The organism is Imperialibacter sp. EC-SDR9 (assembly GCF_902498805.1).
GTDB lineage: Bacteria > Bacteroidota > Bacteroidia > Cytophagales > Cyclobacteriaceae > Imperialibacter.
Map to the genome: position 1 here is coordinate 1 of NZ_LR701595.1, position 13389 is coordinate 13389.

The following is a 13389-nucleotide window of genomic DNA, read 5'->3' on the forward strand; positions in this document are numbered from 1 at the left end:
TAGAAACTGTAAACGATGAACTCAAGAACATCTGTCAAGTCGAACATTCCAGACATAGGTCTTTCGAAAACTTCATCACCAACCTTATTTCAGGATTGATTGCCTACTCCTTCTTCCCCAAAAAGCCTGCAATCAAATATCAACCCGTCAAAACAAGCCAATTAGCCGCTTTTTAAAATCGAACTCAGGTTAAAAGAAAAGGTACAATCATCTTCACTTGCCCTCATTGCTATATCACCTAAACTTTTGTTAGTTTTCCACTTAATTAGCGCTCATGGACAGAAGAAAGTTTATTGCTGGAAGTTTGCTGGCAGCCGGAAGCGGAATGCTGTTGCCAACAATGGCTAAAGCAGAAGGTAAAGCTACAACATCAGGCACGTGGCCCACACGGGTCATCAAACCAAAAAAGCTCGACAAAGGAGATACAATAGGCCTTATTACCCCCTCGAGCGCCATCTCCAGGGGATCCTTTGAGAGCACACTCAAGAACATGGAGGCACTTGGTTTTAAGGTGAAGTACTCCGACAATATGAGGGTTCGCAAGGGCTTTCTGGCAGGCACCGACCAGCAGCGGCTTGACGACCTTCATGCCATGTTTGCAGATACTTCAGTCGACGGGATTTTCTGTGCCAGAGGTGGCTATGGAGCTGGAAGGCTTTTGCCAGCGATTGATTATGACCTGATTGGCTCTAATCCCAAGCCCTTTATTGGCTACAGCGACATCACAGCGCTGCATTTTGCGATATTCAATAAGACCGGGTTGGTGACTTTTCATGGCCCTGTGGGCGCCTCCAACTTCACCGACTACACCGCTGACAGCTTTGAAGATACGCTCATCAAAGGCAAAGGGAAGATAAAGATTGAGCAGGCAAAAGAAGACCGGGAAAGGCAGGAAGACTATATTCAGATTTATTCAATTTCAGATGGGGTGGCAAAAGGAGAGTTGGTAGGAGGCAATTTGAGCTTAGTTAGCTCACTTACCGGCACACCATTCGATCTCGATTTCACCGGTAAACTGGTTTTTCTGGAAGAAGTAGGAGAGTCGCCCTATCGTGTCGACAGGATGCTGACACAGCTTTTGCTGGCCGGTAAGCTACAGGCTGCTAAAGGCATCGTTCTGGGCGTGTTCAACGACTGCGATGAAAAAGACACAGACCCTGATTTTGGCGACAAAACGTCGCTGAAAGAAACGCTTGCTGAGCGCCTGGGCGGATTGGGAATACCTGTCTTATATGGAATGTCTTTTGGACACGTGTCCAATATTGCGACGCTTCCAATGGGCATCTCTGCTGAGCTTGACACTTACAAACAATCGTTGACCCTTCTTGAAGAATCCGTTCTCTAAGCTTTATGAAAGTTACATACCACCCTGTCAAAATGCCCCTGAGGCATACTTTTACCATTGCCCATGGCTCCACCAGTGTGCAGGAGTCTTTTATCGTTGAGCTGAGCCACGATGGTATAAGCGGCTTTGGCGAGGCTACTGCTAACCCTTACTACGGTGTGACGGTCCCTAAAATGACCGAACAGGTGGAAAGTGTACGTTCATTAATCGAGTCAGGCAGTTGGAAAATACCTGAGGAGTTTCATCAGGCCCTGCTTAGTACGGGGAAATTGAAAGCCTTCACCCTTTGTGCGCTCGATCTCGCATTCAACGACCTTTATGGAAAGCTGAAGGGCCAGCCTCTCTACAAAATCTGGGGTTTGGATGGGAGCATGGGGCCGATTTCCAATTACACCATTGGCATCGATACGGTAGAAAACATGGTGGCCAAAATGAAGGAATTTCCCTGGCCGCTGTATAAAATAAAGCTGGGTACGAAAGAAGACATTCGGATCATTGAAGAGCTACGCAAAAACACAAATGCGGTCTTTAGGGTGGATGCCAATTGTGCCTGGGGTGTTGAAGAAACCATCACCAATAGTAAGGCGTTGAAAAAGTTGAATGTACAGTTCATTGAACAACCTTTAAAGGCGGATGATCTTGATGGCATGAAAAGAGTTTTCACCGAAAGTGAGCTGCCTGTAATAGCGGATGAAAGTTGCCAGGTAGAAGCGGATGTGGACAAGTGCTTCAATCACTTTCATGGTATCAACATTAAGCTGACCAAATGCGGAGGACTAACACCAGCCCGCCGAATGATTGCCAGAGCCCGTGCGCTGAATATGAAAATAATGATGGGCTGCATGACAGAATCTTCGGTCGGTATTTCTGCCATAGCCCAGGTAGTTCCTTTGCTCGACTATGTGGACATGGACGGTGCATTGCTGTTGGCGGAAGATCCTGCCAAAGGTGTACAAGTGACCACAAGCGGATTGATTTTCCCCAATGAAAATGGCACCGGTGCCAGTCTTAAGTAAAGTGCTATGATGCGGTCAGAGGAATTTCCCGGAAGAACATTGCATGTCAATGGTAAAGAAATGCTTTATTTCAGCGGCACTTCTTACCTCGGTCTGTCAGTTGATAAAGAATACCAGGAGCTCATCAAAGAGGGGGTAGACAAATACGGAGTGCATTTTTCCGGCTCCAGAAATGGCAACGTGCAATACAGCCTGTTCGAAGAAGCGGAGCGGTACATAGCCGACTGGTTGTCAACGGGCGATGCAGTGGTCACTTCATCTGGGTTTGCCTCCGGGCAGCTGCTCATCAAGGTGCTGCAAGACATGGAATGGAGCATGGAATATGCCCCTGGTTGCCACCCAGCTTTGTGGAGAAACTCAGACGACGCTACCAATGGTGACTTCATCAGCTGGTCAACCATGATCAGGGTGCAGCTGGAAGGAATGCTGCCTCGCCGGATGGTTTTGCTCTGCAATTCTACCGATCCGCTTTTTTGCAACCCCGTTAATTTCGACTGGCTCACCGACATCTCCACCCTGCACGAAGTGCTGCTGGTGGTCGACGATTCGCACGGCATTGGACTGACCGGAAAAAATGGAGAAGGGGTGGTGTCGCAACTTCGGAAGCTGCCGTCGCATGTGCAGTGGGTGGTGACTTCCTCACTGGGTAAAGCACCCGGGCTGGCAGCAGGTTTTATCGCAGGCTCTCATAACCTGATCAAGAAGGTCCGCCAGTCACCGTGGTTCGTGGGAGCTGCTCCGTCGGCACCGGCATTTCTTTATGCACTCTTAAAAGGAGGGGAGATAAGAGCTCGTCAGTTGCAAAAGCTCCGTAAGTTTCAGATGCCGTTTGGCAGCCACTCATTGGTGAAGCAGCATTTTAATTTTCAACCGGTATTGCCTGTTTTCTTTTCGAAAAGCCAGCCGCTTTACACTTACCTGCTGAGTAGGAATATCATCATTTCCCATTTTCCATATCCTAAGCCAACGTCAAGTCCGATCAGCAGAGTTATCCTGCATGCGGCGCTCGATCCGGCAGATATCGGAAATCTGTTGGAGGAGATTAAAACATTTTATGAGGACTTCCAATAGGCTGCTATCTTTGCAGCTTCCTGGTAACTTCAGGCCTAAAAAGACTCATAGATGAAATCTATAACTAGTAGTTAAATATCTTTTAATCAATTGGTTAAATTCTATTCATTAAAGTAAAATATAGTTCTAATGGCTGATATCACTTCTTTGCTTGGCAGCATCCAAAACATACCCACGCCCTTCTATTTTTATGACCTGGAACTACTGCGAAAGTCATTGGACGAAGTGAAAAAACACGGATTAAGCAAAGGCTATAAGGTGCACTATGCGATGAAGGCCAATGCGAATCCACGTATACTTGAAGTCATCAGGCAGTACCATTTGGGCGCCGACGCTGTAAGTGCGAATGAAGTGAAGGCTGCTTTGGCGGCTGGTTTTCCGAAGGAAGAAATTGTGTTCGCCGGTGTCGGGAAATCGGACGAGGAGATTACGGTAGGGCTGCAGAACGATATCTTTTGCTTCAACTGCGAGTCGGCGCAGGAAGTGGATGTCATCAATGAGCTCGCTGGGAAAATGGGTAAGAAGGCGAAGATTGCTTTGCGCATCAATCCTAATGTGGATGCCAAAACCCACCACTACATCACCACTGGCATGAAGGAAAATAAGTTCGGTCTTCCGCCCAAAGAGATCGATCAGGTGATTGACATGCTGCCTCAACTTGCCAACATACAATTAACCGGAATCCATTTTCATATTGGTTCTCAGGTGACAAGTTTGGAGAGCTACACACAACTTGCCCAACGGGCCAACGACTTCAATACTTACTTTAGAAGCAAAGGCATTGCACTGCAGCATGTGAACGTCGGCGGTGGCTTGGGCATCGACTATGTAGACCCGAAAGGAACCCCTGTTCCCGACTTCAAAAGCTACTTCGAAGTATTCGAAAAACATATGAAGCTAGCTTCAGGTCAAGAGCTGCATTTCGAGTTGGGTCGTGCCATTGTGGGGCAGTGCGGTAGCTTGATAAGCAAGGTGCTGTACAACAAGGAAGGGGAGACCATCAAGTTCCTGATAATCGATGCAGGCATGACGGAACTCATTCGTCCCGCTTTGTACCAGGCAGAACATTTCGTACAAAACATCACCTCCACCAGCGAGGTATTGGAGACCTACGATGTGGTCGGGCCAATCTGCGAGTCGTCTGACGCTTTTCGCAGAGGCATCAAACTCAAGCAAAGCCAACGAGGTGACTTGCTGGCCATCCGTTCGGCAGGTGCATATGGTGAGGTAATGATGAGCCGCTACAACCTGCGTGACAATGCGAAGACGTATTTTGATGTGGATTTCAAGTAAATCACTCGGGAGTCGCCACCCTACCAGGCTCCCGGTTCTCTGTTCCCTCAACGCCTGTGATGCTGTCACCCAGTTTCGCTCTCATGCCATCAGCCAGTTTTAGCATACGATCGACCACCTCAGGATTAGCCGCAGCCACATCAGTGGATTCTGCTACATCAGCCTCCAGGTCATATAGTTCGGGTTGCGTGACCTCCGTTTGCTGGTAGTCGATAGGCAGGCCATCATTGGTTCCTTCACGGCCGTTCAGGGTGCGGTAGGTGTGTGGCAAGTAGAGTTTCCATTTCCCGCTCCTTACAGCCTGCAATTCATTCACCCTGTAGTAAATGAAATAGGCTTCGTGCGGTGACTGCTGAGCGTTTCCGGTAATGATCGGCCAAACGTCTTTTCCGTCTATCTTCTTTTCTGGAAGGTCAGCTCCGGCCAACTGCGCAATGGTAGGCAGCATATCAATCGTCATCATCGGCGTGTTAATCACGCTGCCGGCAGGTATTTTGCCTGGGAACCTCATGATGGCTGGTTCACGGATGCCACCTTCCCAGCTGGTGCCTTTGCCTTCCCTCAGCGGGTAGGCCGAGCCTGCATGCCCGCCATAGGAGAGCCACGGGCCGTTGTCGGATGTGAAAATAACCAGCGTATTGTCATCGAGTCCGTTCTCTTTCAAAGCAGCAAGTATTTGCCCTACCGACCAGTCGATTTCCATGATCACATCGCCATAGAGCCCACGTTCCGATTTGCCTTTGAACTTGTCTGATACAAACAAAGGCACGTGAGGCTGCGGATGAGGCACGTACAAAAAGAAAGGCTTGTCCTTATTGCGTTTGATGAAATCGACACTTCTTTCGGTGATATGCGTGGTGAGCATGCTTTGGTCTTCCAGTGTATCAATCACCGTCTCGTTTTCATAGAGGGGAAGCGGCGGAAAGTCGAAAACTGTTCCCTGCCATGGGTGGTTGGGCCACATGTCGCCCGAGTAGGGAATACCGAAATACTCGTCGAAACCCTGGCGGGTAGGCATGAACTCCGGCTCATCACCCAGGTGCCATTTGCCGTAGATTGCCGTTGCGTATCCTTCTGCTTTTAGCACCTCTGCAAGCGTTGTTTCGTCGGGGTTGAGACCGATTTTCGATTCGGGCCCCAGGGCATTATGAATATTGACCCTGTTGGAGTAGCAGCCTGTGAGCAATGCGGCTCTGGAGGCAGAGCACACAGCCTGGGCGACATAAAAATTCGTGAGTTGGGCTCCTTCTTTGGCCATTTTGTCAAGGTTGGGCGTGGTAAAGCCTTTGGCGCCAAAGACGCCCACATCGTTGTAGCCCTGGTCGTCGGTGAAGATGATGACAATGTTGGGCTCGGCTGCCGCCTCTTGTTCTTCAGTTTGGGGTTTGGTTTGGCAGGCGCTGAGAAGTAATAGGGCTGCTGCGAATAGGTAGGTGTTTTTCGATGCCACAACTAGGTGTTTTTTTGTTCGAAGTTTTTCAACGAAGTCAAAGTAATGAAAAATGAATGAAGTTTATTCTGCTTTGTGATGGGCGATAATAGAAAAGGTCTGTCGGGGGACAGACCTTGGCGAAGTGGTAGTGGTGCCCACAGCATTAGCTGGTGGCACCAAACTCATGTTGAATTGCCATTAAAAAAGGCCTGCCGGGGGACAGGCCTTGGTGATGTTATAAAAGCTGGAAAGGCTTAATGTCAATTACTGCGCTGGATACCACTGTCTCAGTCTTACGTCAACTTTACTGGCTCCTTTGTTCACCAGCGCTTTGAACTTATCTACATCATTGAGACCGCCCTGGCCACGGTAATGGTAAGGATACACAATGCCGGGCTTGAAGTCGATGACAGCACTGGCTGCTGCATCCACATCCATGGTGTAGGGTAGGTTCATGCAGACAAACGCCACGTCGATGCCTTTCAGGTTACGCATTTCGGGTATGTCTGATGTGTCGCCCGACAGGTAAACGTTCTTGCCACCAAAATTCACGATATAGCCATTGCCTCTTCCTTTGGTGTGGCGGGAATCGGCACTTTCGGGTAGGTTGTACATGGGAATAGCTTTGATGTTAAGCCCCATTTGGTCAGTACTTTGGCCATTGCCAATGATCACCAGTTGGCTTTTGTTCTTCTCGGCGATTTGATCGGCTACAGCTTGAGGGACAATAATCTTCGCTTTAGAAAGATCCAGACCATCCAGTGTTTCCTGGTTCAGGTGGTCGCCGTGGATATCGGTGATAAGGATAAGATCAGGGGCGGCCAGGCCTTCGAATAGGTCAGCGCCACCATATGGGTCGACAAACACTGTCAGGTTATTCCACTGAAAGGCTACGGTGCCATGGGTAATAGGGGTGATGGTGAGGTCGCCTTTGTTGGTTTTTATTTTGTCGGTTTGGCTGAACGCCAGGAGGGGAACAAGCATCAAAGAGAAAGCGTAGGTAAGTATCTTTTTCATAGTTTTGGTTTTAGTACTTCTTAGAACTGGTTGAAGGCGCTATTGTTTTGGCAAAAGCCCACGTTTAGCGTAAAGTAATTTTAGCGAGATAATAGGAGTTATCAAAGGAGAGTTTGATGGGAAACCAGTGTGTCATAGTTTTTGGTTGACAGTCGGAAATGTTTTTAAATGGTATTGAATTTCATTTCTATCCTCAGCTTTTTGGGTATTGCCCTTATCCGTCTCATGTATTGCGCTTGTTCGTCTCATGTCTTGCTGTTATTCGCCTCGTGTTAAGCGCTTGTCCGGGGGGTAGACAAGCGCTTATGAGGAACCGGGATAAGGGCTTAACAAGGGGTGAGACAAGCCCTTAACACCTACTCACGTAAGCGCTTGTCTTTTATGGAGAGTTGAGGTGCCTGTCAAAACCCGTCTTCCGGCTCGTGGAAGTGGTTTTAACCCATCCTGCCTGCCTCCAAATCACCCCTATTTCTTATAGCTCAAACCTTCATCGTAGTTAAACAATGCATATCCAGGTGCTTCCAGGTAGCCCGGCACATCTTCCAGGTTGTTGGTGACAGCCTCGTCCGATATGGGGGTAGAAAAAGGCATTTTCCCCGCCGGATTGAACTTGCCCGTAATCACGTCGAGCAGCGCTTCGGGCGTAGTGCCGAAAGTTGCCAGCACACCCACTATGTTGACCTTGTTTTCTTCATTAAAAACCTCATTGATCACCCAGGGGTTTGAATAGTCGATCACGAGGATGGTAGGAATGCCGGAAGCTATTTTATTAATATGACTGACATCTATGCCAGTCTTTGAAAGCGATAGTGAGATGGGTGCTCCATCTGAGTTGAACAGTGAACTTGAAGGGATTACCCACTGAACGGCGAGGTCAGCCTCATCAGGAGTGGCTACCAGTTCAATGCCGGTGCTGTCGCTGATTTCCGAAAGAACATTGGTCTTGCCGGTTTCCTGGCCACGGCCCGGAGACTCAATCGTTTCAAAATAGATCTTTGTATTTGCCTGAATTGGCAAACTTCCATTTTCATTGCGAAGCATCACAATGGACTTCCTTAAGGCGAGGCTTGCCTTTTCTCTGAAGGCGCTGTTGCCGACAATTTTCTCAGCGGCTGCCGGATCCACATAGGGGTTTTCAAAGATGCCAAGCTCAAATTTTTCCTTCAAAAGAAGTGACACCGAACGGTCGATAAGGCTAATGTCGACCATGCCGCTATTGACCACTTCGATGAGGTCGGCAGGATCGGATACTCCCGAAATGATGTTTGAACCTGCTTCCAGTGCTTTCTTATACCTCTCCTGCAGCGTCAGGTCTTCTACTCCCCACACCATCCTTGTGAGCGGGCCGGTATCGGTGTTTACTATTCCTTTGAACCCAAACTCTCCACGCAGCACATCGGTGATCACACTTTTGTTGAATGCGTAGCCTACTTCCTCATACTTAGTGCCTACAGGCATAGAATAGTAGGGCATGATAGAAGAAACACCAGCATCGATGGCCGCCTTGAAAGGCAATATATTGTCGTAGAACCTCCCTCCGGGAAATACTTGTTCTTTCCCCCAGTCAAAATGGGAGTCCTGGCCGCCTTTGCCCGATCCGCCGCCGGGGAAGTGCTTCATGGTAAGTGCAATAGACTCGGCGCCCAGTTGCTGGCCCTGAAAGCCCAACACCACTTCTTTGGTGATTTGTGCTACCCACTCAGGGTTTTCACCGAAGGTCCCATTCACCCTGGACCACCTGGGTTCTGTTGCCACGTCGGCCATATACATATAACCCTTCCTGATACCCGCTGCCCGCCATTCCTGGTGCGATACCTCAGCAAATTCCCTGATAAGTGGCAGATCACGGGTGGCTGATAAGCCCAGCTCGCCCGGCCAAGCGGTAAATACTGTGGCATCGAGGGCAGTGCCGACAGATGCATTGCTTGAGATGTGGTTACGTGGATTGGAAGTGATGATGGCCGGGATGCCAAGCGGCTCGGTTTCGCAAAGCTCCTGGAGCTTGTTATTCCACTCAGCGATCACATTGGCAGGCTCGTTCAACCGAAGGATAAAATGACGGTTGTGAAAATCTTTCACCCTTTCCATCGTGCTGGTGGCAGCATTCATACCACCAATGAAATTGGCCATCGGATTGGCCGGACGGTCATCCTTTACTTGTCCTTCGTCCAGGTCGCTGGCTGCGTACTGGCCACCTGACATTTCAGCCTTTCTGCTTCCAAGCATGCTGAGAGAGTTAATTACCATAAACCCGGCCTTCTCTTCCAGCGACATCTTTGAAAGTAAGTCGCTGCTTCTTTCCTCGGGGGGCAATCGCCAGTCCTCGTATTTATCGAGTGCGCCATTTTTGTTGAGGTCTTTGAACTGATAGCCATCGGCCTCTATGAGCGGGGCCGACCGGGTGCCTAATTCAGGTTGGGTGTAGCTGGGTTTCTCTGTGCAGGCAGCGACTAAAAATGCCACTAACAACAAGGCTGCATAGGTGCCGGCGCTTTTTTTGAATGAATGGAGGTTCGATAGAAGTGTTTCAGGTGATGTCATAACTTTAATAGCGTGAGTGTTTAAACAGGTGAATTAACTACCTGAGAAGGTCAAGTTTGAATCAACTAAATGTATGGGATACTATATACCCTGGCGTGCTAACTGATAAGTTGGCACCACTTTTTGTGAAGGTGCTGTCGACAGATTAAGGAGGAGTGAGGGGCGAGCTGCCGCCCTATTTCGCCGCTATTTCAATGTGCTGCTTGAATTCGGAAGGAGTGAAGCCCGTTTCCTCCTTGAAGATACGGTTAAAGGACGTTTTGGAATTGAAGCCACACTCCAGGGCAATGCCCAAAATAGAGAAGTGGTCATAGGCAGCATCGGCAAGCATCTGTTTCACGTCGTGCACCCGGAATTCATTAATGAATTTGTAGAAGTTCTTTTTCTGGCCGCTGTTGATTACATGCGACAATTTGTGCCTGGAAATGCCCAGGTCGTCGGCGAGCATCTGCAGGTTGTACTCCTGGTTTCGGTAAGGTTTCTTTTCCTGTAAATACCCGACAACTATTCCCGAAAGCTCTTCTATCTGTTCATCGGTCATGATCGGCCCGACGAGTTTTCCTTCGCCAATTCTTTGATAGGGCATTTGCCCAACGCTTTCGGCCCCGGGTTGATCTTTCACATAAATTGCTGATTGATTGATGCCAAAATACACCATGATAAAGGTGAAAACGGTCAGGTTCAGAGACAGTGTTGAGTAACTTCTTATGGCTAACCCCAGCACATTGTTGACAAAAAAGCTGGAGAAATTCGCAATAAACAATACTAAAAACAGGGATAGCACAAAAGTGAGCCAGCCCAGGGTATTCTTGTTGGAGTAATTTGAAAAATACAGGGGCATACTCTTTCGGTGCTTAACGATGAGCTTCAATCCAAAAAGCCAATAGCCCAGGGCAGAAATCATCAGCAGCGAATAGTATATTTTGTTGTACAGGTAATTTGGGTTCTCAATCAGGTCGGGCGTACTTGAAATGGGAACCCCCAGAATGGTGGAACGGTGAACCACCACCAACAAAAACGGCAGCAAATGTAAAAGGTGTTGCCGCTTTAATTTGAAGTCTTCGGTAGTAAGCGAATGCACATAAAAGTAAAGCAGGGGGCCTATTAAAAACATGATAGGAAAAATGCCCGGCTTAAAATAGTCGACCACCTGGAAAGGGAGCAAGGCAGCGCCCTGGTAAACGGCTATCAGAGCCATCCAAATAGTTAAGAAGTTAAAACTTAGGTGCTTGGGCCGTTTTGTCAAAAATACCAACACGCCAAAAAGCGCTTGCACAAATCCGACGATGGTAACGATATTAGACACGGGGAATTCTTTTGGTCAGCATTTGCCCATCAATCTACTAATGGTTTGGTGAAAACAGTAAAAGAAAGTTCGATAGAACTTAAGCGAGTCGCTTAGGCTCGGCGATGACACCAAAGCAATTTAAGGAATATTCGAGCGGGTTCAATGCCACATTTCGGTTTTGCTATCGTCTGCTTACATTCAGTTATTTCAGGGAATCTCCCAAGATTTGTGACCTTTTTCTTCCAACATGTATCTAACAAGCAATTGAACAGATTCTTCACTTAACCACTTAGAAAAATGGATCTCATTAGAAAAATATTTGAGGCAGTCATCTGGCTTGGTTTTTTTGCCACTGTATTCTTTGCTTATTACTACTACCTCAAGTTCAGAAACAGTGAAAAGATACTTCTGATAGAAAAGGGTACCGACATATCCGAAGTGTATAAAAAGAGAGAAGTGCATTTTCCCTGGTTCATACTTGGCTACACTATATTGGGATGCTCGTTGGGATTTGCACTGGGCCTTGCTATTTTCCTTTACCTTAAGCAAATGCAGGCAAATTTTCATAACGATATTCTTCCGTTCCTGTCTTTGCCACTAATGTTTCTTTTTGGGGCCATCGGGTTAATTGTCGGTAATAACATTGAAAGGAAGAAAAGGCAATAGATGGATGATTTCTATCTTCAAAAGGTGCTCAACGGTGATACCGCAGCGTTCAGGTATTTCGTCACCACTTACAAGACATACGCTTTTTCGATGGCATATACCATTCTGAAAAGCCAATACCTGGCGGAGGAAGCAGTACAAGAATCATTTATCAAAGCCTTTCAGAAATTGAACACCTTCCGAAGGGAGGCACAGTTTAAAACCTGGTTGGGCCGCATTGTCATCAACGAGTCGTTGCGAAAGGCAAAGCCTTCAAAGAGTCAGGACACGGTAACTATTGATGACCTGTCGGATGCCGAGATGGTTCAGGTCGAAAGCACGTTGCAGTTGGTTGTGCAGAATGACCAGAGCAGGTGCATTTCCATAGCGCTGGAAAAATTGCCGGCAGAGTATGCCCTGGCATTGGAGTTGTTCTATTTACAGGAGAACAGCATCAATGAAATAAGAACAATGACGGGATGGTCGGAGTCCAAAGTGAAAATGCTGCTACTTAGGGGGAAAAAGGCCTTCTATGTTCATTTGAATAAGCTGTTAAAATCAGAAACACGAGAGCTGTTATGATAAGAGATAAGGATAAGTTCAAACAGTTGTTGGCCAAAAAAGACTTGCCTGTGCTTGACGACAACTTTGAAGAAATGGTCATGGATCGGATTTTCAAAGAGGAGTTACGAAGCTCAATTGCCAGGCAATACCTGAGAAAGATGTATGTTTTCTTTGGTATCGGATTTGTGCTTGGCATGGTCGCCATGTTTTCAATTTCTAATGTGGTATTTCCCTGGGGAGAGTGGGAGGTGACCATCCCGCCGGTTGTGTTGCAGGTTCCCTTCGTTTTGCTTTTACTGTTTCTAATTGATCGCATCTATAAAGCCCGCAGGTTGAGCAGGGGTGAGATGGATGCACTTGATGATTAGTATATGCTTTTTTCTCGCAATCTCAGTGACACAACAGTCATTTTAGTTTTTCTGGTCTGTTCTTTTATTGAGCGAATATTCACCATACTATTTATCAGAACTGTAAATAACCCCATCTTTTCACGTTTGATAGGGCATTTAGCTATATTGTTGTTTATATATTAAATACAGCAATGTGGTTGAAGAATTAAACTAATACTTCTATGAAGACTATCCTATTTTTACTAATTCCTTGTTTTTTTGTAGCTAACTTCGCTTACGCACAGGAAAAAGAAAGGACAAATTCCCTCTACGGAGAATTCATAGGCAACGGACTAATCTACTCTGTTGGGTACGAGAAAGTGCTGATTCATACGGACAAGGACTGGCTGGCAGCCAAAGTAGGAATCTGTTTATTCCCCAGGTCTGCAGGCAATGCGCATACGCTTTTTAAGTCACTCCCCATTGAACTCGTTTCACGAGGCATTCATCGGAATATTGAACTCGGGCTAGGAATTACTGCTTTTTCACAAATCGTTTGGAACGTTATTAGCCCAACCGAAAATATTGTGGCAGCTGAAGAATCCCTCGCCTATGCGGTGATCAGCAGGATTGGTTATCATTCAACACCAGGAAAACGAGGCATGTACTGGAATGGAGCAATTATGCCGAGGCTTTTTGATTCTACGAGAGACAAAAATTTTGCTCTGCTATTTGGAATTGGTGTTGGTAAAAGCTTTTGATAGGCTGGCTGTCAGTTGAGCTACGATCATTGTCAAATGGACGCTAGGAGTACGCCAATAAAAATAGTTTTCTTTCAGCACAAACCA

General features: G+C 47.2%; 13 protein-coding genes. 9 read left to right on the forward strand and 4 right to left on the reverse strand.

Annotated features, from left to right (window positions below; translation table 11 throughout):
* The 5 genes from GC130_RS19235 to lysA form a co-directional block, all read left to right on the forward strand.
* Positions 1 to 176, forward strand: a 176-nt coding sequence (locus GC130_RS19235; RefSeq protein ID WP_304599205.1) for a transposase, incomplete at its 5' end; no start/stop codon positions are given.
* A 98-nt stretch (positions 177 to 274) separates the two neighbouring features.
* Complete coding sequence (locus GC130_RS19240) at positions 275 to 1345, forward strand: LD-carboxypeptidase (protein WP_151999981.1); 1071 nt, start codon at positions 275 to 277, stop codon at positions 1343 to 1345.
* 5 nt (positions 1346 to 1350) lie between these two features.
* Complete coding sequence (locus tag GC130_RS19245) at positions 1351 to 2361, forward strand: dipeptide epimerase (RefSeq protein WP_151999982.1); 1011 nt, start codon at positions 1351 to 1353, stop codon at positions 2359 to 2361.
* A gap of 6 nt (positions 2362 to 2367) precedes the next feature.
* Entirely contained in the window at positions 2368 to 3432 is a 1065-nt protein-coding gene (locus GC130_RS19250; protein ID WP_151999983.1) for an aminotransferase class I/II-fold pyridoxal phosphate-dependent enzyme, read from the forward strand.
* Between the two features lie 129 nt (positions 3433 to 3561).
* Positions 3562 to 4725, forward strand: a complete 1164-nt coding sequence (lysA, locus tag GC130_RS19255) for a diaminopimelate decarboxylase (protein WP_151999984.1) — start codon at positions 3562 to 3564, stop codon at positions 4723 to 4725.
* 1 nt (position 4726) lies between these two features.
* Here lysA and GC130_RS19260 read toward each other — a convergent pair whose 3' ends face one another.
* From GC130_RS19260 to GC130_RS19275, 4 genes are all read right to left on the reverse strand, one after another.
* Positions 4727 to 6175 (reverse strand): sulfatase, encoded by a 1449-nt coding sequence (locus GC130_RS19260; RefSeq protein WP_151999985.1) that lies wholly within the window; start codon positions 6173 to 6175, stop codon positions 4727 to 4729.
* Positions 6176 to 6421: 246 nt separating this feature from the next.
* Positions 6422 to 7174, reverse strand: a complete 753-nt coding sequence (locus tag GC130_RS19265; RefSeq protein ID WP_151999986.1) for an MBL fold metallo-hydrolase — start codon at positions 7172 to 7174, stop codon at positions 6422 to 6424.
* Between the two features lie 465 nt (positions 7175 to 7639).
* Complete coding sequence (locus GC130_RS19270) at positions 7640 to 9715, reverse strand: glycoside hydrolase family 3 N-terminal domain-containing protein (protein ID WP_151999987.1); 2076 nt, start codon at positions 9713 to 9715, stop codon at positions 7640 to 7642.
* Positions 9716 to 9890: 175 nt separating this feature from the next.
* Positions 9891 to 11021, reverse strand: coding sequence for an AraC family transcriptional regulator (locus GC130_RS19275; protein ID WP_226940550.1), 1131 nt, complete (start codon positions 11019 to 11021; stop codon positions 9891 to 9893).
* Positions 11022 to 11300: 279 nt separating this feature from the next.
* On the opposite strand from GC130_RS19275, the gene GC130_RS19280 reads away from it, so the two are divergent.
* The 4 genes from GC130_RS19280 (at position 11301) to GC130_RS19295 (ending at position 13302) form a co-directional block, all read left to right on the forward strand.
* Positions 11301 to 11669: a hypothetical protein gene (locus GC130_RS19280; protein ID WP_151999988.1), complete on the forward strand. Its 369-nt coding sequence runs from the start codon at positions 11301 to 11303 to the stop codon at positions 11667 to 11669.
* A complete protein-coding gene (locus GC130_RS19285) occupies positions 11670 to 12230 on the forward strand; it encodes an RNA polymerase sigma factor (RefSeq protein ID WP_151999989.1) in 561 nt (186 codons plus the stop codon). It begins immediately after the preceding gene.
* Positions 12227 to 12580: a hypothetical protein gene (locus GC130_RS19290; protein WP_151999990.1), complete on the forward strand. Its 354-nt coding sequence runs from the start codon at positions 12227 to 12229 to the stop codon at positions 12578 to 12580. The genes GC130_RS19285 and GC130_RS19290 overlap by 4 nt, the downstream gene beginning before the upstream one ends.
* A gap of 203 nt (positions 12581 to 12783) precedes the next feature.
* Positions 12784 to 13302, forward strand: coding sequence for a hypothetical protein (locus tag GC130_RS19295; protein WP_151999991.1), 519 nt, complete (start codon positions 12784 to 12786; stop codon positions 13300 to 13302).
* Positions 13303 to 13389: the final 87 nt, after the last annotated feature.